Here is a 23,877-nt window from a genome sequence, read left to right as displayed (position 1 = left end):
ATTGTCGCACCCATACCGGCGATCGCTACGGTGACCCGAATCGGTAAAATGCCGTCATGGCCAAGCTGTATTTCTACTATTCGGCAATGAACGCCGGCAAGACCACCAACTTGCTGCAGTCCGCGCACAACTACCGTGAGCGCGGGATGCGGGTGGCGATCCTGGCGCCGCGTCTGGACGACCGCGTCGGCAGCGGCACGGTCGCCTCGCGCATCGGCCTGAGCGCGCCGGCGACCGTGTTCGATTCGCGGCAGGATCTGCAGGCGCTGGTGGCGGCCGATATCGCCGCCCATGGCGCGTTGCATTGCGTGCTGGTGGACGAGGCGCAGTTCCTGTACAAATCGCAGGTGTGGCAGTTGACCGAAGTGGTCGATGCGTTCCGGATCCCGGTGCTTTGCTATGGCTTGCGCACGGATTTCCGTGGTGAATTGTTTGAGGGCAGCCAGTACCTGCTCGCCTGGGCCGACGAGATCAGCGAGATCAAGACGATCTGCCACAGTGGCAGCAAGGCGACCATGACCGTGCGCGTGGACGAGCAGGGCCGCGCGGTAAGCGACGGTCCCCAGGTCGAGATTGGTGGCAACGAGCGTTACCTGTCGGTATCGCGGGCCGAGTTCAAGAAGGTGGCGCGTGGCGAAGGCACGATCACCCCGCAACAGCCATCGCTCGCGCTTGAGCCCAGCGACCGCGACTGACCGACGGGTGACCGGTCGGCATGCTCAGCCGCCGATCCCCGCCCGGGCGGATCTGCCCGCGCTGCAGCCCAGACGGATCGCTTCGACCTCCCGCGGTATCACGCCCCCTTCCGGCCGGGCCTGCTGCAGGTCCTGATCCAGCTGGTCCAGCTGGCGCAACGAATCCTGCCGTTGGGGGCCATGACAGCGAAGTTGCGCTGCATAGGCGCGCGCGCGCCAGATCGTGTCGCGCAATTCGATGTCGTTATCCGGAAGTTGCGCCAGTGCATCCAGCTGCGCCAAAGCCGCGGCTGCGGCCGGCAATCCGGCAAACCGGGACGCACGCTGGTAGGCCAGGGCCAGCTCGGCACGTCGGGTGAGTGGATAGTGGTTGCCGTAGTCGCCCCGCAACTGGCGGATGGCGTGCTGCAGGCGTTCCACGCCCTGGCCGGCTTGGCCCATGGCGATCTCGACCTCGCCGAGAAGACGATCGATCTCGCCGACCGATCCGTCTTCGATACCGGGAAGGGTCTGGCGGATCTCGTGCGCCTCCAGCAGCAGGGGATGGGCGAGCGGGTCGCGGTCGTCCGCATGCAACACCGACGCCAGGCCCAGAAGCGCATCGGCGACCGGCCCGGGTCGGTCGTCGGCGCGGAGGATTGTGAGCCGGTGACGCAGCGACGCCGATGCAGCGTCCAGATCACCTTGTTCCCACTCGATCATGGCGAGCGCGTGGTAACTGTCGGCGAGATCGGGATGGTTCGGTCCGAGCCGTGCGGCAAGCAGCCGATGGCTGTCGCGCAGTTCGGCTTCGGCCTGCCTGTAGCGGCCTTGCTGGAAATGGATGGAGGCCAGTTGGCGACGCACCGCCAGCGTGGTCGCATGCTGCGGCCCGTGGACCTCCGTACTGATCGCCAGCGCGGTTTCAAGCTCGCCCTGGGCCGGTGCCAGCTCTCCCTGGGCGCGGTGCAGGCGACTGAGGTTGCGGTGGATGTCGATCAACAACGGGTGACGGTCGCCCGCTTCACGCAACAAGCGGTCCCGCGCTGTTTCGAAGTCCGCCAGGGCGACAGCGGTCTGGCCCCCGTCGGCATGCAGGCCGGCCAGATCCATCAGGTTTTCCACCTCCCCCACGCGATTGGCATGGCCTTCACGGCGCAGCATCAACGACCGCTCGAACAACCGCTGCGCACCACCGCGCTCGCCGTTGGCCCGGCGGCAGCGGCCGAGCTGGGAGTAAAACTCGGTGGCTTGCGGTGGCAACCTGGCCTGCTCGGCCCGAGCGTTGTCCAGTGACGGCTGCATCAGCGCGATGCATGCGGCCGGGTCGCCCAACAGGCGGGCCACGCGGCCGCGTTGGGTCAGCGATTCCAGCTGCAGGCTGCTTGGCACGGCGTCGCTGCCCGCGATCAATCCCGCCTGCTGGTCCAACAGGAGTTTCGCTTCCTGGTAGTCGCCCAGCCCGATGCGCAGCCGCGCCACCACGCCGAGTATCTCGGCCAGCGTCCGTGGCTGACGGGCCAGCTCGCGATTGGCGCGCTCCACCGACGTCCCCAGCAGATCGCGCAGGTCCAGCGGCTCGCCGTCACGGGTACCGCCTGCACCTTCGAATACGCCAACCATGAACGCCTGCAGTGCCTGCGCACGTGCGGCCTCATTGACAGCCTCACGCGCTTGCCAGGCGACCACCGCCAACGATGCGGTGAGGACCAGCGCGGTCAGGCTGCCGGTGGCCAGCGGCCAGCGGTGGCGGCTGACAAACTTGCGCAGTTGATAGTTCAGGCTTTGTGGTCGCGCCCGCACGGGCAAACCCGCGCCGTAGCGTTGCAGGTCCTGGGCGAGTGCCTCGACCGAGGGGTAGCGTTGCTCGGGGCGCTTGGACAGCGTCTTCAACACGATGTTGTCCAGGTCGCCGGACAAGGCGCGTGCCCGCCGCCGCCATGCACCACTGTCGCGGGGTTGGTCCGGGTCTGTGGCGTCAGGGGGGCGTTGCAGCATCGCCTGGGACGGACGCACCGGGTCGTGGGCCAGGATCGCCTCCTCCCAGGCTGCATCACTGTCGCGCCGCAACCGGTACGGCTTGGTGTCGGCGAGCAGTTCATACAGCACCACCCCCAGCGAGTAGACGTCGGTCATCGTGGTGACCGGCTCGCCACGGATCTGCTCGGGAGCGGCGTAGTGCAGGGTGAAGGCGCGTGTCCCGGTCTGGGTCTGCTCGGGCGCGATATCGCTGTCGAGCAGTTTGGCGATGCCGAAATCGAGCAGGCGCACCTCACCCGCCGGCGTCACCAGGATGTTGGACGGCTTCAGGTCGCGATGGACAATCAGGTTGGCGTGGGCGTGGCTGACCGCCCCGCAGATCTGCTCGAACATCTGCAGCCGCGTTTCCAGCGGCGTGTCATGGTCGCGGCAGTAGTCGGTGATGGGCGCGCCGTCGACATACTCCAGCGCCAGGTAGGGCAGTCCTTCGGTGCTGATGCCGGCGTCCAGCAGCCGCGCGATGTGTGGATGGGCAAGGCGGGCGAGGATCTGCCGCTCGCGGGTGAAGCGCAGGCGCAGGTCGGTATTGGCCAGGCCCGGCCGTAGCAGTTTCACCGCGACCCGACGCTGGTACAGGCCGTCGGCGCGCGCGCCCAGCCAGACCTGCCCCATGCCCCCTTCCCCCAACAGATACTCGAGCTGATAAGGCCCGACCGTGCTGCCGGGCAGGACGCCGCGCTCGGTCATGATCACCGGTTGGGACAGGAAGTCCTCGCGTGCGTCATCCAGCGCGATCAATGCTTCCAGCTCGTCAGCCGCCTGGGCATCCTGGGTGCGCAATTCATTCAGACGTTGCGCGCGGGCATCGGGTTGCAGCTCGAACAGCTCGTCAAGCAGTGGCGACAATCGTTGCCAACGCGCGGGGTCCATCGTCAGTACGTCGCAACAACGTTGACCGCTGCCATGCCGGATCTCCCTCGACTGCGGCGATTACCCACCCTGAATGCCGGTACTGCGGCGACGCCGTGGTCAGCCTGCCGCCTCGTCCCGCAGCGAGGCTAGCAGGAACAGGCGCGCCTTTTGCCAGTCGCGCCGGATGCTGCGCTCGGAACGCTCCAGCAGCGTGGCGATCTCCAGCTCAGACAAGCCGGCGAAGTAACGCAGCTCCACCACTTTCGCCAGGCGCGCGTCGACCGCCGCCAACCGGGTAAGCGCGATGTCCAGGGCCAGCATCTCGTCGTCCAGCCGCAACCCGCCTTCCAGGTCCTCGGGCAGATCGGTGACCCGGTGCAGGTCGCCGCCACGCTTCTTCGCCAGTCGCTGGCGCGCGTAATCGACCACCACCGAGCGCATGGCCGAGGCGGCGTAGGCAAAGAAGTGCGAACGATCATCAAACGTCGCCTCACGTTTGCTCGACAACTTCAGATAGGCCTCGTGCACCAGGGCGGTGGCGTCCAGGGTCTGCCCGCGCTGGCCGGCGAGTTGGCGTCGGGCCATGGCATGCAGTTGGTGGTACAGCGTGGCCAACACCTGGTCGAGCGCGGCACGATCCCCGCCCCGCGCTGCGTCCAGCATCAGGGTGATGTCGCCAATGTCTTCAGCGTCATCAATTTGATTGAGACTGGCCATCGTATTGCCTGAGGCGTTGGACTCTCGACTATAACGTGAACGTCCCGACAGGTTTCACCCGGGCTGGCGCATACGTTTTCGCGTTTTGCGGTTACGGGAGACAGGACGCCAAGGCCGCCCTGTCGGCATCAGCGCTGGCAGTGGTTGCACCAGACGCTGGAGCGCTGCCCGATCCGGGCGTGTTTCAAGGTCCGTCCACAAGCCGGGCACGGTTCGCCAGCGCGCCCATACACCGACAATTGCTGGACGAAATAGCCCGCGTTGCCGTCGGGGTTGATGAAGTCACGCAAGGTGGTGCCGCCTTGGGCGATGGCCGCTGCCAGGACCCGCTGGATCTCCGCGGCGAGGCGTTGGTAGCGCTCGCGTGAGACCCGACCCGAAGGCCGTGTTGGTGATACTCCCGCGCCGAACAGCGCCTCGGCGGCGTAGATGTTGCCCACGCCGACGACGATGGACTGGTCCATCAGGAATGACTTCACCGGAGCCCGCCGACCGCGGCTGCGGGCAAACAGGTAGTCGCCATCGAAGGCCAGGCCGTCAGGATCGGCCAGGCCGGGTGTATCAAGCGGCTCGGCTCCCAATGAGGCCAGCAGCGGGTGCAGCGTCCCGGGAGGCTGCCACAACAGGCAGCCGAAGCGGCGCGGATCATTGAAACGCAGGACCCGGCCATCGTCGATACCGATATCGACATGGTCGTGGGGCCGCAGCGGCGTCCCGGCTGGCAGCACCCGCAGGCTGCCCGACATGCCCAGGTGGATCAGCGCGCTGCCGGCGGCGGTATCGAGCAGCAGGTACTTTGCCCGTCGGCGCACCGCATCGATCCGCTGGCCGCGCAGCGCGCTGCCGATCTCGGTGGGAATCGGCCACCGTAGCGAGTCCCGGCGCAATGTCACGGCGGTGACCTGGTGCCCGGTCAGGTGTGGTGCCAGACCGGCACGTGTGGTCTCGATTTCAGGAAGTTCCGGCATGGCGAGAGTCTACGGCGGCGCGCACCGCCCGGGTTCGACTGGGCCATTCAGCTGCGTGAGGGCGGTTGCCGCTGAATGGCCCAGTCGTGACAGGTGCCCGCCAGCAAGCATTGAACTGGCGACAGTGGCATCATTACCTGTGCGGCCGAGCCATGTGGCCACTTGTTTTCCGGAGTCTGGAAATGCCCGTTTCACTACTCGATTTTCTCGCCGGCGGCGTGCTGCAGGCCGGCATAGTCGGGCTGCTGGTCTATTTGCTGGTGGTTACCCAGCTGACCATCTTTGCGGTGACCTTGTACCTGCATCGGTCGATGACCCATCGCGGCGTCGATTTCCACCCGGTGGTCAACCACTTCTTCCGTTTCTGGACCTGGTTGACGACCTCGATGATCACCCGGGAGTGGGTGGCCATCCACCGCAAGCACCACGCGATGTGCGAGACCGAGGAAGACCCGCACAGCCCGGTCACCAAGGGCATCGCCACGGTGTTCTGGCGTGGCGTGGAGTTGTACCGCGAGGCCCGCAGTGACCGCGCGTCGATCGAGAAATACGGCAAGGGTTGCCCGGATGACTGGATCGAGCGGCACCTGTATACGCCGCATGCGACCAAGGGTCCGGTGTTGTTGTTGCTGATCAGTTTTGCGCTGTTCGGCTTTGCCGGCGTGGCGATCTGGGCGATCCAGATGTTGTGGATCCCGCTGTGGGCCGCTGGCGTGGTCAACGGACTGGGCCATTGGTGGGGTTATCGCAACTTCGAGACCACCGACAAGGCCACCAACCTGATTCCGTGGGCGTTCTGGATTGGCGGGGAAGAGCTGCACAACAACCATCACGCATTCCCCAGCTCGGCCAAGTTTGCCCTGCGCAAGTTCGAGTTCGACATCGGCTGGAGCGCCATCCGGGTGCTGCAGGCATTGCGATTGGCGAAGGTGCTTCGCGTCGCGCCGACCCTGGACGTGCGCCCCAACATCGCCATGCCCGACCGGGAGACGCTGAAGGCGCTGCTGGCGATCCGCTTCCAGGCAATGACCGATTACTACCGCAAGGTCACGTTGCCGACCTTGCGTGCCAGTGACGAGAAGTTGCCGCGCAAGCTGCGCAAGGGGCTCGCCGATGGTGGTCGCTGGCTTGATGACGAAAAGCGCGAACGGTTGCAGGCGTGGTTGGCCGATCGTCCGCACATGGCGACACTGGCCGAATACCGCCAACGCCTGCAGCAGGTGCTTGACGACCGGTCCCACGATGCCCAGGCAACGCTGCAGCGCCTGCATGACTGGTGCGTGGAAGCGGAGAACAGTGGCAACCACGCCTTGCAGCAATTCTCGGCACGGATGAAGGGCTACACCCTGGTGCCCGCGCGGGCCTGAGTGTCCTCAGGGCCTACCCGGACAAGAGGGGCGGCGACGCCCCTTTTGTCTGCCCGCCTGTTGCAGGAGTTATCGACGATGCGTGCCAAGCCGTTGCTGCTGATGTTCGTGCTGTCGGTGCCTGGCGCCGTGATTGCGCCGCCGGCATCGGCACAGTCACGGGTCGATGCGACCGGCGACTACCTGCAACGCATGGACACCGATCGTGATGGTCGCGTTTCGCTGGTCGAGTACCAGCAGTGGATGGGGTACGCGTTCGAGCGCATGGACGTGGACGGTGACGGTGTGCTCGACCCGGCCGAGCTGCCGGGTGGCCGCGGCCGTCCAGTGACCCAGGCCCAGCACCTGGCGGCCCTGGCCGCTGCGTTCCATCGCCAGGACCTCAATAGCGATGGCTTTCTCGATGCGCGCGAACTGGCCGCGCCGCCGCCGCGCTAACGGCGTAAGCCCGGCAGGCAGTTCAGCCCTGTCGCTGCCACTGGATCGACAACGCCTCACCGCGCGCCATGCGTTGCAGGTGCTCGGCGACTATCGGCTCCAGCTTCTCGAGCTCTGCGCTGTCCGCGCTTTCGATGGTCGCGGCAATGGTGTCGCCCTGCACTCGCAGCACGCATACCGCGTTGCCGAATACGATCCGGGCGCCGGTGTCGTCGTGCTCCACTTCGAGCTTGTGTGACCAGTGCTTCGCCAAACGGCCGATAAGCTTGGCCGGCCCCAGGTCGGTGACGGTAATGAGCGAATGGGTGGAGTGCATTGGTTCTACCTCTGCCAGTTGAGAGTCATTCTCATTATCCACAAAAGACAACACCGGCACGAGGCCGGTGTTGTCCCTGCTGCACTGACGCGGGGGTTGGCAGTGGCACGGTCGCAACGAAAGGCGACCGTGCACTTCAAAGTTGAATCCGCCGCGCTACAAGGTGATGTCCACGTCCTTGGTCTCGCGCAGGAACAGCGAGCCGACCACGAACGTCATCAACGCGATGATGATCGGGTACCACAGCCCGTAGTAGATGTTGCCGGTGGCGACCACCAGCGCGAACGAGATGGTGGGCAGGAAGCCACCGAACCATCCGTTGCCGATGTGGTACGGCAGCGACATCGAGGTGTAGCGGATCCTGGTCGGGAACAGTTCCACCAGCCACGCCGCGATTGGCCCGTAGACCATGGTCACGTACAGCACCAGGATGGTCAGGATCAGCAGCACCATGGGCTTGTTGATGCGTGCATCCTCGGCCTTCTCGGTGTAACCGGCGGTGGTCAGCACGGTCTTCAGCGAGCTGCCAAATTCGCTGGCCCTGGTGGCTGCAACCTCCTTCGCCAGACCCTTCGCCTCGTAGCTGCCGACCTCGACATCGCCAATCATCACCATTGCCACGCTGCCTGCCGGCGCGGGTTCCACGTCATACGGCACGCCGGCCTTGGCCAGGGCCGCGGTGGCGATGTCGCAGGAACTGGTGAACTGCTTCTTGCCGACCGGATCGAACTGGAAACTGCAGGTGGCCGGATCGGCCAGGACCAGTGCCGGGGATGAGGCGCTGGCTTCCTCGATCGCCGGGTTGGCGTAGTGGGTCAATGCCTTGAACAGCGGGAAGTAGGTCAGTGCGGCAATCAGGCAGCCGGCCATCACGATCTTCTTGCGGCCGATCTTGTCCGACAACCAGCCGAAGAACACGAAGAACGGTGTGCCGATCAGCAACGCGCCACCAATCAGCAACCAGGTCGTGGTCGGATCGACCTTCAATGACTGGGTGAGGAAGTACATTGCGTAGAACTGCCCGGTGTACCAGACCACGGCTTGGCCGGCGGTGGCGCCCAGCAGGGCCAGCAACACGATGCGGCCGTTCTTCGAGAAGAAGCTCTCGGTGATCGGTGCCTTCGACAGCGTGCCTTCGTCCTTCATTTTCTGGAACATCGGCGATTCGGCCAGCTGCATGCGGATCCACACCGACACGCCGACCAGCACGATGGAGATCAGGAACGGGATGCGCCAGCCCCATTGTTCGAACGCCTCTTCGCCCAGGATTCCGCGCACGCTCAGGATCACCACCAGCGACAACAGCAGCCCGACCGTCGCGGTGGTCTGGATGAAGCTGGTGAACAGGCCGCGCCGGCCGTGCGGGGCATGTTCGGCCACATACGTCGCGGCGCCGCCGTACTCACCGCCCAGCGCCAGCCCCTGCAGCATTCGCAGAACCACCAGGATGATCGGCGCAGTGATGCCGATGGATGCGTAACTGGGCAGCATGCCGACCAGGAAGGTCGAGATGCCCATGATCACGATGGTGATCAGGAACGTGTACTTGCGCCCGACCATGTCGCCGATGCGGCCGAACACGATCGCGCCGAAGGGACGCACCGCGAAACCGGCGGCAAACGCCAGCAGCGCGAAGATGAAGCCAGTGGTCTCGTTGACGCCACTGAAGAACTGGTGCGCGATGATCGCCGCCAGTGAACCGTACAGATAAAAGTCGTACCACTCGAACACGGTGCCAAGGCTGGACGCAATGATGACCTTGCGCTGTTCCTTGGTGATGGTGGCCTTCGGCAGTGAGCCGGCGGCGGGATTGACGGTAGACATAAGGTGGTTTCCCTTCGGGTTGGGCGATGCGTTAGAAGCTGTACTTGACGGTGGTGTGCAGGCGGCTCAGGTCGCCCTCGCGGTCGTCCTCGAGGAAGCGCTGGCCGAAGCTCAGCTCCGCACCGATATCGAGCTTGGGGAACGGCGAGTAGATGAGGTTGGCGTGCAGCGAGTGGGCGCGCTCGGTCACACCCTGGCCGGTGATTCCGACGTCGTTGTCGAAGTGCGCGGCCGAGTACATCAGGTTGCCGCGCAGCTTCGGACTCAGCATGTGACGCCACGCGACATAGCCGCCATAGCCGTCCAGCGCCTCGAGGTCGCCGTCGACGTCCTGCACCACGTCGCTGCCCATGCCGAACGCGAGGTAGCGACCGATCCCGCTGCCGCCGTTGATCGCGTAACGGATGTCGTCGCTGGCGCCGAGGTTGAACTTGCCCGAGGCGCTGAGCGCGCCGCCGGTCGCGGTCTCCTCGCCAGCCTTGAACTGGCGCAGCAGGCCGGCCACGGTGAAGTGGCCCCAATCGCCCTTGGTGATCCAGCGCGCGGTGGCGTCGGGGGCGATGTTGTCGCCGCTGTTGAAGCGCGGGCCGGCGGCGAGGTACGGGGTGACGGTGGTCTGCGGGTTCTCCAGTGAGAACGACCACGGGCCGCTGGTGTAGCGCAGCTGGGCCTGGCGCACGAAGATCACGCCGTCGGTCGGGCCGACGAAGTCGACCGAATCCGGCAGCGCGGCGGTGTCCTGGAAGTTCGACCAGGTCTGGCCGGCCAGCCAGTGGTTCCAGCTCACGTAGGCGTGGCGCAGGGACACACCGTAGGTGTTGGTCGAGGTCTCGTTGCCGAGCAATGAATTGCTGCCGCCGCCGTACATGTCGGCCTCGATGTAGGCCTTGACCTTGTCGCCGGCGTCGGTGACGTGGTCGGCGGCGAGCCAGAAGCGCGAGAACTGCGCATGCACGTCGGTGTAGGCGTCGCCGCCCTCGGCACCGTCGGGGCCGACCGGAATCGTGCTGGGGACGTAGAACAGCCGGCCCGCCGAGCCGTCGGCGATGCGCCCGTCGCTGGTGTCGGTGACCATCGCGTCGAGCTTGATGAAGCCGCCGAAGCTGAAGGCGGTGCCAGGTGCCGCGGACGGCGTGATGGTGGTGGCCTGGATCGCCTTGCCGTCGGCTACCGCGGTCGCGGTCGGGGTGGCCGGCACCGCCGTGGTAGTGCTGATGGCCTGCTGTTGCTGCGACACCAGTTGCTGGACCATCTTCTCCAGCTCGACCACGCGGGCCTCCAGCTCGACCTCCTTGGCCGTTTGCGCGTAGGCGAAACCCGGCAATGCCAGTGCGACCAGTAACGCCGCGGCAAGTGGTCGCTTGCGGATCGGTCGTTTGTGGAGCGTGGTCACGCCGTACGACGGCTTGCGATTGGACATGTTCCCTCCCATGGAAACCGCGTCGTTTGCACGGTTCGCAGGCAGACTGCGTGGCCACCGCACTGCACAACCATTCACCTTTGGTCGTAGATGCCCCTGTTCATCCTGCCGATTACGACCAAGGTCTAAGGCGAGGTTTACCGACCGCCCCGGTCGATGCGGCACACTGACGCTCCTGGCACCCGCCGCGTGCCGGCCCCGCAACTGCATATCGGAGTGCGTCATGAGCGAGCCCGTCTCGAACCAGCCCATCGCGGTCTATCCGGTCAAGCCCGGATTCGCCGTCGATACCCGCATCACCCAGGACGACTACCAGCGCCTGTACGCGCAGTCGGTCGCGCACCCGGACCAGTTCTGGGGGCAGGTGGCGGAGCGGCTGGACTGGATGACCAAGCCGACCAGGATCAAGAACACCAGCTTCGATCTGGCCGATTTCCGCATCCGCTGGTACGAGGACGGCGAGCTCAACGTCAGCGTCAACTGCCTGGACCGCCACCTGGCGACCCACGGCGACAAGACCGCGCTGGTGTTCGAGCCCGACAGCCCTGACGCCGCCGCGCAGAACATCACCTACCGCGAACTGCACCAGCGCGTATGCAAGCTGGCCAACGCCCTGCGCGCGCTGGGCATCGGCAAGGGCGACCGGGTCACCATCTACCTGCCGATGATCCCCGAAGCGGCGATCGCGATGCTCGCCTGCTCGCGCATCGGCGCGGTGCACATGGTGGTGTTTGGCGGCTTCTCGGCCCACTCGATCGCCGACCGTGTGGCTGACAGCGGCAGCAAGTTGATCATCACCGCCGACGAAGGCTTGCGTGGCAGCAAACGGGTGCCGTTGAAGGTCAATGTCGATGCCGCGCTGAAACTGCCCGGGACCAACAGCGTCGAGACCGTGCTGGTGGTACGCCATACCCGCGCCGCGGTCGACATGCAGATGCCGCGTGACCGCTGGTATGACGCCGTGGTCGACGGGCAGCCGGTCGAGTGCGAGCCCGAGCGCATGAATGCCGAGGACCCATTGTTCATCCTCTACACCTCCGGCAGCACCGGCAAACCCAAGGGCGTGCTGCACACCACCGGCGGGTACCTGGTGTATGTCAGCTACACCCACGAAGCGGTGTTCGACCTGCGCGAGGACGACGTCTACTGGTGCACCGCCGATGTCGGTTGGGTCACCGGCCACAGCTATATCGTCTACGGACCGCTGGCCAACGGCGCCACCTCGCTGGTGTTCGAGGGCGTTCCAAACTACCCGGACGCCTCGCGCTTCTGGCAGGTCATCGACAAGCACCAGGTCACGATTTTCTACACCGCGCCGACCGCGATCCGCGCGCTGATGCGCGAGGGCGACGAGCCGGTCAAGGCGACCTCGCGCAAATCACTGCGCCTGCTGGGCAGCGTCGGGGAGCCGATCAACCCCGAGGCCTGGCGCTGGTACTACGACGTCGTCGGCGACGGTCGTTGCCCGATCGTGGACACCTGGTGGCAGACCGAGAATGGCGGCATCCTGATCTCGCCGCTGCCGGGTGCGACCGACCTCAAGCCGGGTTGCGCCACCAATCCGTTCTTCGGCATCCAGCCGGCGATTGTCGACACCAACGGCAATTTCATCGAAGGCGAGGGTGAGGGCAACCTGGTCATCGTCGATTCCTGGCCGGGCCAGATGCGCACCGTCTACGGCGATGACCAGCGTTTCATCGACACCTACTTCAAGACCTATCCGGGCACCTATTTCACTGGCGATGGCTGTCGCCGCGACGCCGACGGCGACTACTGGATCACCGGCCGGGTGGACGATGTGATCAACGTCAGCGGACACCGCATCGGCACCGCCGAGGTGGAGAGCGCGCTGGTCTCGCATGACAAGGTCGCCGAGGCCGCCGTGGTCGGCTTCCCGCACGACATCAAGGGCCAGGGCATCTATGCCTATGTGACCCTGATTGCCGGCGAGCAGCCCAGCGATGCATTGCGCGCGGAACTGGTCAAGCACGTGCGGGCCGAAATCGGCCCGATTGCGACTCCCGACCACCTGCAATGGGCGCCGGGTCTGCCCAAAACCCGCTCGGGCAAGATCATGCGTCGCATCCTGCGCAAGATTGCCGAGAACGCGCCGGATCAACTCGGCGACACCAGCACCCTGGCCGATCCGGCCGTAGTCGATTCGCTGGTCAAGGAGCGCCGCGTCCCGTAGCGTCCGCCCATGCCGACCCTGCTGATTGCCGACGACCATCCGCTCTTCCGCGAAGCCCTGCGCGGGGTGGTTGCACGGGTGCTGCCGACAGCGCGTCTGTGCGAGGCCGACAGCGTGGGCGCCCTGTACGCGCTGGTCGAAGCCGAGCCGGATGCCGATCTGTTGTTGCTCGACCTGAACATGCCCGGCGCGCAGGGCTTCAGTGCGTTGGTGCACTTGCGTGCCTTGCGTCCGCAGTTGCCGATCGTGGTGGTGTCCGCGCGTGAGGAGCCGGCGGTGATGCGGCGCGCGCTGGACCACGGCGCGGTCGGCTTCATTCCAAAGTCCGCCGATGTGGCCACACTGGGTGAGGCGATCGGTACCGTCCTGGCGGGCGATCGCTGGGCTCCGTCCGCCGCCTTCAACGCCCCGGCCGCAGATCCCGATGAACACGATGCCGCCCGCCGCCTGCGCGACCTCACCCCGCAGCAATTCCGCGTCCTGCAGATGCTCGGCTCGGGCTTGTTGAACAAGCAGATCGGTTACGAGCTCACCGTCTCCGAGGCCACCGTCAAAGCCCACGTCACCGCGATCCTGCGCAAGCTCGGCGCCAACAACCGCACCCAGGCGGTGCTGATTGCCGGCCGACTGGCGTTGGATCCGGGCAACATCACGTTGCCGCCGGAGGAAGGCGAGTGACCCCGGCCGCCAGGAACGCGCGCAGCGACGCCGGCTTGATCGGTTTGGTCAACACCAGGCAGTGATGCTCGCGGGCGGCGTGCTTGAGCGCGTCGCTGCCGTCGCCGGTCAGCAACGCGGCTGGCAGGCCGGGGCCGAGGCGCTCGCGCAGCAGGTCGATGATGCCCAGACCGTCCAGGCGGTCGTGCAGGTGGTAGTCGACCAGGGCGACGTCGGGAGCTTCGCCGGCCGGCAGTGCCTCCAGCACTGCGATGGCCTCGTCGACGGTGGCGGCGGTCAGGCTGACAACGTGCCAGCGGGTGAGCAGGGCGCGCATGCCTTCGAGGATCTCGCGGTCGTTGTCGATGCACAACACACGCAGGCCGGTGAGGGAATCGGTAATGCCTTCGGTGCGCGGGGCGGGTGCGGGGACGTCGGGGAAACGTGCCCGGCCGAATGGCACGGTGATCGAGAACACGCTGCCGGCACCGACCCGCGAACGCACGCCCAGCGGATGGTCCAGGGTGCGGGCGATACGTTGGCAGATCGACAATCCCAGACCGAGGCCGCGCTCGCCGCGACCGGGGTGGTCGAAGCGGCGGAACTCGTCGAAGATCTGCCCGAGGTGGTGCGGTGAGACCCCTGGCCCGGTATCCCAGACCTGCAGCTCGACGGCGCCCTCGCGCACGCGTGCGGCGATCAGCACACCGCCATCGCGGGTATAGCGCAAGGCATTGGCGAGGAAGTTCTGCAGTGCGCGGCGCAGCAGCCGGCGATCGGTGCGAACCATCAGCGGGGCGGCCGGCGCCCGCACCCGCAATTGCAGGCCGCGGCTGGCTGCGATCGGCGAGTGCTGGGCGGCCAGTTCGCGCAGCAGTTCGTTGACGTCGAAGTCGGCGATCTCCGGGCGCAGTGCACCGGCGTCAAGGCGGGAGATATCGAGCAGCCCATCGAGCAGGTCCTCGGCGGCGCGCAGGGAGGCATCGACGCGTTCGGCCAGGCGGCCCTGTTCGACAGACTCGTCACTCTCGCGCAGGGCCGAGGTGAACAGTCGTGCGGCATTCAACGGTTGCAGCAGGTCGTGGCTGACCGCGGCAAGAAACCGTGTCCTGGATTGCTGTGCGTCCTCGGCCTCACGGGTGCGCTGCTCGACGCGCTGCTCCAGTGTCTCGTTGGATTCACGCAGCGCGCGCTCGACGCGTTTGTAATCGGTGATGTCGCTGTAGCTGGTGACATAGCCGCCCCCATCAAGCGGCCGGCCCCGCAGCTCGATCACCTGGCCGTTGGCGCGCACGCGTTCGGACACATGCGGCGCGCCGACACCAAGGTGTTCGATCCGGCGCTGCACCTGGGTCTCGGTATCCCCCGGACCCATCTCGCCGCGCTCGGCATTCCAGTGCAGCAGGTCCGCGACCGGACGGCCGACGTACAACATGCCCTGCGGGTAGTCGAACATCTCCTGGTAACGGCGGTTCCAGGCCACCAGGCACAGCTCCGCGTCCACCACGCTGACGCCCTGGCTGATGTTCTCCAGCGTGGTCGCCAGCACCTGGCGGTTGAAGCGCAGCTCCTGGTTCGCCTCGTCCAGCAGCGCCACCACCTCGCCCAGTTCCATGCCCGATCCGCGCAGGGCACTGGTCAAGGTGAGCCGCGCCGAGGCAGCACCGATCGCGGCGGCGAGCAGGCGCTCGGTGAACTGGGCGAGCGCGCGGTCGGCAAGCTGTTCCGGGTTCCAAGGCTGACCTTGCCGACCGGCATAGTCCTGGAAGGAGCGTCGGGCATGACGTCCACCGACGATGCGTTCGGCCAACGCCAACAGGTCGCCACCGCGCACGTTGCCGGCCCAGCCGCCGGGGCCGAGCGGCGGTCGCTGTCGATACGGGTCCAGGAATGGCGCCGCCCGCAGTTGCTCCTGCAGCCGCGGCCGCTGGTGTGCGGAGACGTAGACAAACGCGCTGGTGTTGAGCAGCAGCGACCAGAACACCCCATGGGTCAGGCTGTCCCAACCCACCAGGCCGAACAGTTGCTCCGGTTGCAGCCAGGCAATGCCGAACGGGCCGACATCGACCCAGTCCGAAGCGATCCAGCCCCCGGTGGCCAGGCTCGGCAACAACAAGGTGTAGAACCACACCGATGCGCCAGCGGCGATTCCGGCCAGCGCACCGGTGCGGCTCGCACCGCGCCAGTACAGGCCACCGATCAGTGCCGGTGCGAACTGCGCGACCGCGGCAAATGCCAACAGGCCGTGCTGGGCGAGGCTGCCGTCACCGGACCCCCGGGCATAGGCGTAGGCCATCAGCGCCAGGCCGATAATCGTTGCCCGGCGTACCCACAGCACACGCTTCTCGATACCCGGCCCGGTGCGGCTGAGGGCGCCGGTACGCAACAACGCCGGCATGATCAGGTCGTTGCTGACCATCGTTGCCAGCGCCACGCTGGTCACGATCACCATGCCGGTGGCGGCGGAGAATCCGCCGATGTAGACCATCAGTGCCAGCAGGCTCTGGTCCATGGCCAACGGCAGCGCGAGCACGTAGGTGTCGGGCGATACCCCGCTGTCGCCCAGCACGGCCTGGCCGGCGAGGCTGATCGGCACGATCATCAGGCTGATCAATATCAGGTAGCCGCCGAAGAACCAGCGCGCGACCCGCAGGTCGCCGACGTTCTGACATTCCACCACCGCGACGTGGAATTGCCGAGGCAGGCAGATCAATGCGGTGAAGGCGAGCAGGGTCTGGGCGACGAAGCCCGCCGGCAAGCCGGGCCGGGTGACGGTATCGGCGGCCTGCACGATGCGCTCGCCCAGGCCGCCGACGCCCGGCAGGTGCATCAGCGCGAAGATACCCACGGCGATGAACGCGACCAGTTTGACCAGCGACTCCAGCGCGACCGCCAGCACCATGCCGTGATGGTGCTCGGTGGCGTCGATCCGCCGGGTGCCGAACAGGATCGAGAACACCGCCAGCAGCAACGCGATGTACAGCGCCGGATCCGCCAGCAGGCTGGTGTTGTCCGGCACCCCGGCGAGTACCTCGATGCTGTCGGCCACGGCCTTGAATTGCAGCGCCACGTAGGGAATCGCGGCGATCAGTGCGAGCAGCGAGACCAGCGCCGCCAGCCCCGGCGCGCGACCATAGCGTGAGGAAAGGAAGTCGGCGATCGAGGTGATCCGCTGCTCGTCGGAGATCAGCACCAGCCGTTCCAGCAGCCGCCAGCCGAACAGCAACAGCAGCAGCGGCCCCAGATAGATCGGCAGGAAGCCCAGGCCGGTGCGCGCGGCGGTGCCGACCGCGCCGTAAAACGTCCACGACGAGCAGTAGACCGCCAGCGCCAGCGAGTACACCGCCGGTCGTACCCAGCGATGTTTCGGCATCGCTTCGCGTTGATCGCCGTAATACGCGACCCCGAACAGCATGCCGACGTAGCCGACCGACACCAGCAGCAGTACCCAGCCAGGAATCAATTGCGCGCGCCTCCGTGGTCAGTCGATCGCCGAGTGTATGGCGAGGCAGTACGACTCCGGTACTGCCTCGACGAAGGTCTAATCCCCGCCGAGCAGTTTGCGTGCGATGGCTTCACTCTGGCTGCGCAACTCGGGTACCGCCAGGCTCTCCCACAGGCTGCCGATGCGCAGGCTGCCAAGCGCCAGCACGGTGGCCTGTACCGCGCCATCCCGTGCGATCACCTCGCCATTGGCTGCCGTATCTATGCCAATGCCATGCGGGCCAGGCACCGCCACGCCCGTTGCCAGCAGGCCCTGCAACAAGACGTTGCGCATCGATACGGCGCGGGTCTCCACGCCGGTGGCATTGACGAGGTGATCGACCTTCAGCATCCGTGCGTCGCCGTCGGCCCGTTGGACCTCCAGGCGCACCCCGTCAGCGGTGGACGTTGCCGCCTGCAAGCGTCCGCGATGAAGCCGCAACTGGCCGCAGGCGCGCAGCGCATCGATCGTGGTGTGCACGTCGGGCGCGATCCGGTGTCGGTGCACGTCCCATTGCCGCACGACATGACGCAGGAAGCGCCGCTGATCAGTGACCGACAGGCTTTGCCACAAGGCCTGCACGTGCGGGCGGATACAGTCGATCACCCCTTGCCACGCCTCGCCACGGGCAATCGCATTGGCCGCATGACCGCGTAGTGCCTTCAATCTCTGGCGCAAGGACAGTGCGAGCAGTGTCGCCGGGTCGAAATCCGCGGCCCCATGGGTGTCGGCATGCGGCAGCGGCATCAGGGCGTGTCGCGACAGCACATGGATGCGGCCGCGGTGACCGCCGGCGTGAAGCGACAACACGACATCGGCCATGCTCAGGCCCGAACCGATGATCGCGATATCGGCATCGCGCCGAAGCTGGACGATGGACTCGTACTGCCAGGCTTCCAGGTATTGGCCGACCGACAACGCATCAACCCCGAGCGCGGGCAGCGGGCGCATGGTGTTGCCCATTGCCAGCACGACATTGCGCGTGCAAACCGTCGCGCCCGAGGCGAGCCGCACACGCCAGTCCGGTCCCGATCCTGTCATTGCGACCGCGCGATCGTGCACGACTTCAAGCTGGGCGACACTGGCTGTCCCGGCCTGTCGCAGCCGATCACGCAGGTAGTCCGCATAGTGTCGGCGTTGCGCATAACTGGCGGCCAACGACCCCGCCGATCGATCGGTAGAGCCGTGGTGTTCCAGCATGAAGTCGAGGAAATCCTCGGGCCGGTCGACAAACGCGCTCATGCGCTGCACGGGCACGTTGAGCCGATGCTCGGCGGCGCGACTGGCGTAGGCGACACCTTCGCCGAGCATCGCGGCAGGTTCGACCAGGACGACCTGCAGCGGCGTGGCAGCCAGGCGCAAGAGATGGATGGCCGTCATCACGCCCGCCGCGCCACCGCCGATGATTGCGACATCCACGGAAAGGGTTGGATTCGTCATGGCCCGATTGTAGGTGAGTGGTGGAGACCGCTTCGCCGCTGAAAACCGCGTTTGCGTGACATGTGCAGTGACGATGTTGGCTGCATTAACGGGGATCGGTCAACGCTGTATCTGGGCGGCCGGGTCCCGGTTGTGGGCAGGTGCCGCCGCGATGGTCGCTTCGCGGCCTGCCGGCCCGTGCGTCATCCAGTCCAGGTTTGCGCCCCGCATGCCGGTGGTGGCAACTTGCGTGCCCGCGGCAGGGCCTTGGACGTCGCAGTCATCGAGCCGGCTATCGGCCGCCATCAGGCTGTGCAGCTCCAGCTGTACCGCGACATCTCCCAGCGCATGGGCGCGGGCGTGACTGCGTGCCAGCAAGGATTGTGCGGCTTCGGGCCGGTTGTCGGCCAGTGCGTGCAAGATTGCGACCTGGTCGAGGCGGTGGGACTGCATCCAGGTGTCGTTGGGATAAGTTTGGCGTGCGGCCTCTGCGTGGCGCATCGCCTGCGTCCACCCGCCGCGCGCGGCCGCGGTTTCGGCTTGGCCAACTTCCGCCTGAGCGAGCAACCAGGCGTATCCGGAACCTTGCAGTGCGTCGTGGGTGGCGGTGTACAACGCGTCCGCTTCTTCCAGTTGACCCGCGCGAGCCAGCAGTGGCGCGGTCTGCAGTGCCGTCAACCAGCGGCGGGGGCCTTGCTCCATGGAGCGGGTCCGGGTCACCATCGTCTGCAGCCCTGGCGACGCGGACGCAGCATCGCCGGCCAGCAGGGAGATGGCAGCTTGGTGCATCACCAATTGATCCTCCAGCTCGGGTGGCCCATCCAGACCGCAGCGCTCCAGCGCCACGCGCGCTTGCTGCATCCGTCCCAACGACAACAACCCTGTCACCCTTGCGCATGCCAGTCGTGCGGAAACCACCGTGGGCAATGGCGGCAGGTCTTCACGGGCGAGACGCTTCACGGTGTGCTCGAGTATTTCCAGCGCGCCGGTGTAGTCGCCCTCGGTGGTCAGGATAATAGCCTCGAGCTGGTCCAGCCACACCGCCAGGTTGCCTTTCAACCCTAGGCTTCGGATAAGGCGAACACGTTCACGAGCCTGATCGAAGCGACCCGCCAGGGCGTCCTCGTTGAGCAAGTCCAGTTGCAATGCACGCTGCCCGGGGGCATCGCCCGCAGCCACGGCGATGGCGAGCGCCTCATCCAGTCGCTTGCGGTATTCAGCCAGGTTGCCGGCGTGGTAGTGCTGGAACGCGACACGGCGCAGCAGTTGGACCTCCAAGGATCGATAACCGCCGGCGTGTGATCGCGCCAGCAGGGTGTCCAACTGCTCCGACGGCGCCGACGGCGGCTTCGACAGTTCGGCGGAAACCCTGACGTACAATGCGTCCAATTCCGCGCCGGCAGCGGCGAACAGCGTCGCCGCCTGCTCGAATTGCGACATATCGGCCTCGTCCCCGAATTCGGCGACATCGGCCTGTGCTTTCAGATGGATGGCGACCGCGCGCTCAGGCTCCCATCCCGGGCCGGCGTCCCGTGCCAGTTGCTCGGCCGCCATCGCGTGCGTACGCATGGCAGTGCCGTCGCCGCGTGCGCCGGCAATCTCGGCCAGGCAAATCAACCAGGGAATGCGCAAGCTGATGGGCTGGCGTTGCCACTCCACCCCCGCCAGGCTCTCCAGTGCCAGGTCGGCCTGGCCGGAGCGTAGCTGGAACCAGGCCTGATCGAGGCGGAATCTCAGGTTTTTCGGGTATCTGTCCGCCAGCGCGGTGATTGCCGCAGACGCCTCAACCACGCGACGCGGATCGACCCACAGTTGTGCGGCATCCAGCACCTGATCGGTGTCGTCGCCGATCGGCACCAGCAATTCGCGCGCCGTCTGCATGTGTGCCACGGCGGCATTGGCTTGGCCCAATCGTGCCCGGGACATCGCCAGTTGCAGCTGTGCCAGTCCAAAACCGGGTGACTGTCCGACTACCGACTGCAAGCCGGCCGCGCTGGCGGACATGTCCCGGTCGCGATAGTCCCGGTAGGCGATGGTATAGCTGCGGGCTGCGGATGCATCGATGTCCAGCGTGGGCCACGGCGTGTCGTCGCGACCGGGAATCAACTGCGTCAGTATCTGCTGAGACAACTGATCGACCAGTGCCGGAATCCGCGCCAGGTTCCCGCGCAGTTCCAGTTGCCGGGTCCCATCGGCGTCGGTAATGCGGGCGCGGACGAAACGTTCGCCCGGTTGGTTGGCGGCCTGGCCGGAACTGAGCAGCACCACCGTGGGCGACAGTGAGGCCGCATCGGCAGCCAGGTGAGCTTCGCTCATCACGATGACTTCCGGCAGCGAGTCGAGTTTCCATTCCAGCCAGGCATACAACAGGGTTGCCGGCCAATGCGCCTCGGCATCATTGTTGTTGCCAACCTCGATCAGTGCGACGGCCACCGGAGCGGTGGCCGCGTCAATCGGTGCCAATGGCGTGGGCTTGGGTACCAAAACGATGGCAATGGCGGCCAGCGTCGCCAGTCCCGTCGCCACCAGCCAGAGGTGGAGCCGTTTCTCAGGAACTTCTGGGCCGCCAATGCGGACTTCCGACGGTTCCGCAGGGTGCGAGTCGTCCAGCCCGGCTGCCACGCTGTCGATGGCATCGGTCGCATTGACCAGCACCGGTTCCACGGGTCCGGGCGGCTCGAACACGTAACCACTTTTTGCAACGGTACGGATCCATTGCTTGCGCGACGGCCCCAGGGCCTTGCGCAGTAGCCATATGCTTTGTGACAGGTTGGCATCTTCGACGATCACACCCTGCCAGACCTGATCAAACAACATTGCGCGGGTATGCAGGGCATGGGGGCTGGCAAGAAACTCCAGCAACAGGTCGAACGCGCGCTGTGGCAGTTCGACGGTTTGCTCCGGACTGCTGACCTGGCGGTACCGCAGGTCAATTTCCAGGTCACCGATCCTTAGTTGCCTGACCTCGCTGGGCCATGGAAACCCGAGTGCATCCGTCACTGCGCGTGCTCCTGTCGTGGGTTGTATCGCGGCGGTCCGCTTCTGCAGGACCCGCCATGCCGGCTCCCGCCGGACCCATAACTATCCCGATAGCGGCTGCCGAGGGGGATGTTCGCCGGTCAATAACGTGATGAGTATCTCGTAATTATCGCTAATTGATAAGAAATTGAACACTTTGCATAAGTAAATGCCCCGTGACGTCACCTATATCTGTCCTGCACCCCGGTTGCTCAGGCAATTGGAACGCCCTCCAGGGAGGAACGCCAGGGAAGGAATGCCAGGGAAGGGCAACAGCGGGGTGCAGGGGCCTCGCAAGGACGTCGGTACGGAGTGCCGAATAGCGACGTCTTCGGCCGTGGACGCAAAGGAAGCCGCGTCACACGGTCTCCCACCGAAGCTTCAGGTTCCGAGTGCGAACTGCCGGTGCATATGCATCGGAATGTGCAAGTCGGGTCACATTCGCCCATAGACAAATCATAGACAAATCAATGGGGGGAAGTAGTCATCCCGATCCGCTCCATGACGTTAACGCCCGCAGCTTCCGCTTGCGGGTTCAACTTTTAACACACCAAGTTATTCCGGGAGTTCAAAGCAATGTCCAGGAAATCGAACAAGCGCATTCGCATGCGTACATTGGTCGCCGCAACCGCGATCGCACTGACAACCATGGCGGCGACCGCGTCCGCCGGGCAGCGAGTCAATCTGAGCAGCCTGAATGGTCTGCAGGAAGCCGGCGCGACGCAGAGCCGCTTTATCGTGAAATACCGCGATGGCAGCACCCAGGCCACCAGCGTCAGCGCGTTGGCCGGGTCGCTGCAAAGTGCCGCCCGCGCCGTTCCCTCCACCCAGGGTGTAAGTCATCTCCGCCGTCTTTCCGTCGGCGCCGATGTGATCAAGACCGATCGTCCGCTGGACCGCGTCGAAGCCGAAGTCTTCATGCGGCAGATTGCCGCCGACCCGAACGTCGAGTACGTCGAAGCCGACATTCTGATGGTGGCGTACGACGCGCCGAATGATCCGGAGTATGGAGACCAGTACGGCCTCAAGAATGGCCCGGGTGGCTCCCACGCCGAGCAGGCCTGGGACAAGTCGACGGGTGAGGGTGTCGTGGTCGCGGTACTCGACACCGGCTACACCGATCACTCCGACCTGCTGCCGAACATCCTGCCTGGCTACGATTTTGTGTCCGAGCCCCTGATCGGCAACGACGGCGACGGTCGCGATGCGGACGCACGCGACGCGGGAGATGGGTACGAGACCGGCTTCTGCACGCAGTTCACTGGCAAGCCGAGCCCGGCTCGAAACAGCGGCTGGCATGGTACGCATGTCGCCGGCACCGTTGCCGCGGTCACCGATAACGCCAAGGGCGTTGCGGGTGTCGCACCGAATGCGAAGGTCGTGCCGGTCCGCGTGCTGGGCCGTTGTGGCGGTTACGGTTCCGATATCACCGATGCGATCACCTGGGCCTCGGGCGGCAGCGTTGCCGGCGTCCCGGCCAATCAGAACCCGGCCGAAGTACTGAACCTCAGCCTGGGCAGCCAGGGTCCCGCCACCTGCAGCGACACCACCAAGCTGGCCATGAAAGAAGCCGTCGAGCGCGGTGCGATCGTGGTGGTCGCCGCCGGTAACTCCAACGACGATGCATCCCAATATACGCAGACCAACTGCGGAAACGTGATCTCGGTCGGCTCGAACACGAACACCGGCGCACGCTCGTACTTCTCCAACTACGGGGCTTCGGTGGATATCGCCGCACCGGGGTCGGACATCGAGTCGACTGGCAATACCGGTACCCAGGATCCGGGTCAGGAAGACTACGTTTCAAAGAGCGGCACCTCGATGGCGTCCCCGCACGTGGCCGGCGTGATTGCGCTGGTCCAGGCGGCGGCGGAGACCCCGCTGACCCAGGCAGAGATGCTCGAGCTGCTGCAGGACACCGCGAGCGACTTCCCGTCCACCCCGTCGCAACCGATCGGCGCCGGCATCGTCAACGCCGAGGCCGCGGTGAACGCCGTGCTTGCCGGCACCGACCCGGATCCGGACCCGGACCCGACTGACCCGGATCCGACTGACCCGACGCCCGATCCGGTCGACGGTGAGTTGCAGAACGGCGTGCCGGTGACCGGCGTGGCCGGTGCGGCCCGGAGCCAGCAGTACTGGACCGTCGACGTGCCGGCCGGGGCCACCAACCTCAGCATCAAGCTTGTCGGTGGCTCGGGCTTCTTCTCCTCCGCCGACCTGTACGTGCGGCTGGGTTCGCAACCCACGACGACCGTCTACGCCTGCGGTCTGACGGGCTACCGGGCTCCCAAGACCTGCCGTGGGACCTACCCGACGCCGGGCACGTACCACGTGATGGTGCGTGGCGGCGGGTTCCTGCCCTACTCGGGTGCGAGCCTGGTTGCCACTTACGACAACTGAGTCCCGCTGTAAACGCAGCAACCCCGGCTTCGGCCGGGGTTGCTGTTTTGCGTATTACCGATCCATCGCGGCCAATGCATCTTCCGCAT

Annotated in this window: 15 protein-coding genes; 6 read left to right on the top strand and 9 right to left on the bottom strand. The window is 65.9% G+C overall.

The features are described 5' to 3' along the window. The first annotated feature begins 56 nt into the window (after positions 1-56). Entirely contained in the window at positions 57-695 is a 639-nt protein-coding gene (locus ACW7G6_RS05975; RefSeq protein ID WP_456997766.1) for a thymidine kinase, read from the top strand. A 24-nt stretch (positions 696-719) separates the two neighbouring features. Here the strand turns inward: ACW7G6_RS05975 and ACW7G6_RS05970 are convergent, their stop codons facing one another. From ACW7G6_RS05970 to mutM, 3 genes are all read right to left on the bottom strand, one after another. After that, positions 720-3,584: a protein kinase domain-containing protein gene (locus ACW7G6_RS05970; protein WP_456997765.1), complete on the bottom strand. Its 2,865-nt coding sequence runs from the start codon at positions 3,582-3,584 to the stop codon at positions 720-722. 99 nt (positions 3,585-3,683) lie between these two features. Further along, positions 3,684-4,283: an ECF-type sigma factor gene (locus ACW7G6_RS05965; RefSeq protein WP_456997764.1), complete on the bottom strand. Its 600-nt coding sequence runs from the start codon at positions 4,281-4,283 to the stop codon at positions 3,684-3,686. A gap of 128 nt (positions 4,284-4,411) precedes the next feature. After that, positions 4,412-5,251, bottom strand: coding sequence for a bifunctional DNA-formamidopyrimidine glycosylase/DNA-(apurinic or apyrimidinic site) lyase (gene mutM, locus ACW7G6_RS05960; RefSeq protein ID WP_456997763.1), 840 nt, complete (start codon positions 5,249-5,251; stop codon positions 4,412-4,414). Between the two features lie 182 nt (positions 5,252-5,433). Between mutM and ACW7G6_RS05955 the strand changes: the two genes are divergently transcribed. Together ACW7G6_RS05955 and ACW7G6_RS05950 are read left to right on the top strand one after the other, a co-directional pair. Next, a complete protein-coding gene (locus ACW7G6_RS05955) occupies positions 5,434-6,618 on the top strand; it encodes a DesA family fatty acid desaturase (RefSeq protein WP_456977790.1) in 1,185 nt (394 codons plus the stop codon). A 102-nt stretch (positions 6,619-6,720) separates the two neighbouring features. After that, positions 6,721-7,056 (top strand): hypothetical protein, encoded by a 336-nt coding sequence (locus tag ACW7G6_RS05950; RefSeq protein WP_456998126.1) that lies wholly within the window; start codon positions 6,721-6,723, stop codon positions 7,054-7,056. 22 nt (positions 7,057-7,078) lie between these two features. Here ACW7G6_RS05950 and ACW7G6_RS05945 read toward each other — a convergent pair whose 3' ends face one another. From ACW7G6_RS05945 to ACW7G6_RS05935, 3 genes are all read right to left on the bottom strand, one after another. Then, on the bottom strand, positions 7,079-7,372 hold the full coding sequence (locus ACW7G6_RS05945) for a DUF2218 domain-containing protein (protein ID WP_456977789.1): 294 nt from the start codon (positions 7,370-7,372) through the stop codon (positions 7,079-7,081). A 156-nt stretch (positions 7,373-7,528) separates the two neighbouring features. Further along, positions 7,529-9,196: an MFS transporter gene (locus tag ACW7G6_RS05940; RefSeq protein WP_456997762.1), complete on the bottom strand. Its 1,668-nt coding sequence runs from the start codon at positions 9,194-9,196 to the stop codon at positions 7,529-7,531. A 31-nt stretch (positions 9,197-9,227) separates the two neighbouring features. Then, complete coding sequence (locus ACW7G6_RS05935) at positions 9,228-10,616, bottom strand: DcaP family trimeric outer membrane transporter (protein WP_456997761.1); 1,389 nt, start codon at positions 10,614-10,616, stop codon at positions 9,228-9,230. Positions 10,617-10,839: 223 nt separating this feature from the next. Here ACW7G6_RS05935 and acs point away from each other — a divergent pair, with 223 nt between their 5' ends. Further along, positions 10,840-12,807 carry an acetate--CoA ligase gene (gene acs, locus ACW7G6_RS05930; protein WP_456977786.1) on the top strand — a complete coding sequence of 656 codons (1,968 nt, stop codon included), beginning with the start codon at positions 10,840-10,842 and terminating at the stop codon, positions 12,805-12,807. 9 nt (positions 12,808-12,816) lie between these two features. Further along, positions 12,817-13,485 (top strand): response regulator, encoded by a 669-nt coding sequence (locus ACW7G6_RS05925; protein WP_456977785.1) that lies wholly within the window; start codon positions 12,817-12,819, stop codon positions 13,483-13,485. Here ACW7G6_RS05925 and ACW7G6_RS05920 read toward each other — a convergent pair. The 3 genes from ACW7G6_RS05920 to ACW7G6_RS05910 all read right to left on the bottom strand — a co-directional run bounded on the left by ACW7G6_RS05920 (position 13,457) and on the right by ACW7G6_RS05910 (position 21,367). Beyond that, positions 13,457-16,927, bottom strand: coding sequence for a hybrid sensor histidine kinase/response regulator (locus tag ACW7G6_RS05920; protein ID WP_456997760.1), 3,471 nt, complete (start codon positions 16,925-16,927; stop codon positions 13,457-13,459). The genes ACW7G6_RS05925 and ACW7G6_RS05920 overlap by 29 nt on opposite strands. Positions 16,928-17,005: 78 nt before the next feature. Next, positions 17,006-18,388: an FAD/NAD(P)-binding protein gene (locus tag ACW7G6_RS05915; protein WP_456997759.1), complete on the bottom strand. Its 1,383-nt coding sequence runs from the start codon at positions 18,386-18,388 to the stop codon at positions 17,006-17,008. 99 nt (positions 18,389-18,487) lie between these two features. Continuing rightward, the gene (locus tag ACW7G6_RS05910) at positions 18,488-21,367 is read right to left on the bottom strand and encodes a winged helix-turn-helix domain-containing protein (RefSeq protein WP_456997758.1); all 2,880 of its coding nucleotides are present in this window, start codon (positions 21,365-21,367) and stop codon (positions 18,488-18,490) included. 594 nt (positions 21,368-21,961) lie between these two features. On the opposite strand from ACW7G6_RS05910, the gene ACW7G6_RS05905 reads away from it, so the two are divergent. Beyond that, entirely contained in the window at positions 21,962-23,788 is a 1,827-nt protein-coding gene (locus ACW7G6_RS05905; protein WP_456997757.1) for a S8 family peptidase, read from the top strand. The last annotated feature ends 89 nt before the right edge of the window (positions 23,789-23,877 follow it).

Source organism: Lysobacter sp. A421 (assembly GCF_054052145.1).
The sequence above is the reverse complement of the archived record's forward strand: the minus strand, read 5'-3'. Positions and strand labels throughout refer to the sequence as shown.

Excerpts from the sequence above, each read along its gene's own strand:
- ACW7G6_RS05975 (WP_456997766.1), top strand. The coding sequence starts at position 57 with ATGGCCAAGCTGTATTTCTACTATTCGGCAATGAACGCCGGCAAGACC.
- ACW7G6_RS05970 (WP_456997765.1), bottom strand. The coding sequence starts at position 3,584 with ATGGACCCCGCGCGTTGGCAACGATTGTCGCCACTGCTTGACGAGCTG.
- ACW7G6_RS05965 (WP_456997764.1), bottom strand. The coding sequence starts at position 4,283 with ATGGCCAGTCTCAATCAAATTGATGACGCTGAAGACATTGGCGACATC.
- mutM (WP_456997763.1), bottom strand. The coding sequence starts at position 5,251 with ATGCCGGAACTTCCTGAAATCGAGACCACACGTGCCGGTCTGGCACCA.
- ACW7G6_RS05955 (WP_456977790.1), top strand. The coding sequence starts at position 5,434 with ATGCCCGTTTCACTACTCGATTTTCTCGCCGGCGGCGTGCTGCAGGCC.
- ACW7G6_RS05950 (WP_456998126.1), top strand. The coding sequence starts at position 6,721 with ATGTTCGTGCTGTCGGTGCCTGGCGCCGTGATTGCGCCGCCGGCATCG.
- ACW7G6_RS05945 (WP_456977789.1), bottom strand. The coding sequence starts at position 7,372 with ATGCACTCCACCCATTCGCTCATTACCGTCACCGACCTGGGGCCGGCC.
- ACW7G6_RS05940 (WP_456997762.1), bottom strand. The coding sequence starts at position 9,196 with ATGTCTACCGTCAATCCCGCCGCCGGCTCACTGCCGAAGGCCACCATC.
- ACW7G6_RS05935 (WP_456997761.1), bottom strand. The coding sequence starts at position 10,616 with ATGTCCAATCGCAAGCCGTCGTACGGCGTGACCACGCTCCACAAACGA.
- acs (WP_456977786.1), top strand. The coding sequence starts at position 10,840 with ATGAGCGAGCCCGTCTCGAACCAGCCCATCGCGGTCTATCCGGTCAAG.
- ACW7G6_RS05925 (WP_456977785.1), top strand. The coding sequence starts at position 12,817 with ATGCCGACCCTGCTGATTGCCGACGACCATCCGCTCTTCCGCGAAGCC.
- ACW7G6_RS05915 (WP_456997759.1), bottom strand. The coding sequence starts at position 18,388 with ATGACGAATCCAACCCTTTCCGTGGATGTCGCAATCATCGGCGGTGGC.
- ACW7G6_RS05905 (WP_456997757.1), top strand. The coding sequence starts at position 21,962 with ATGTCCAGGAAATCGAACAAGCGCATTCGCATGCGTACATTGGTCGCC.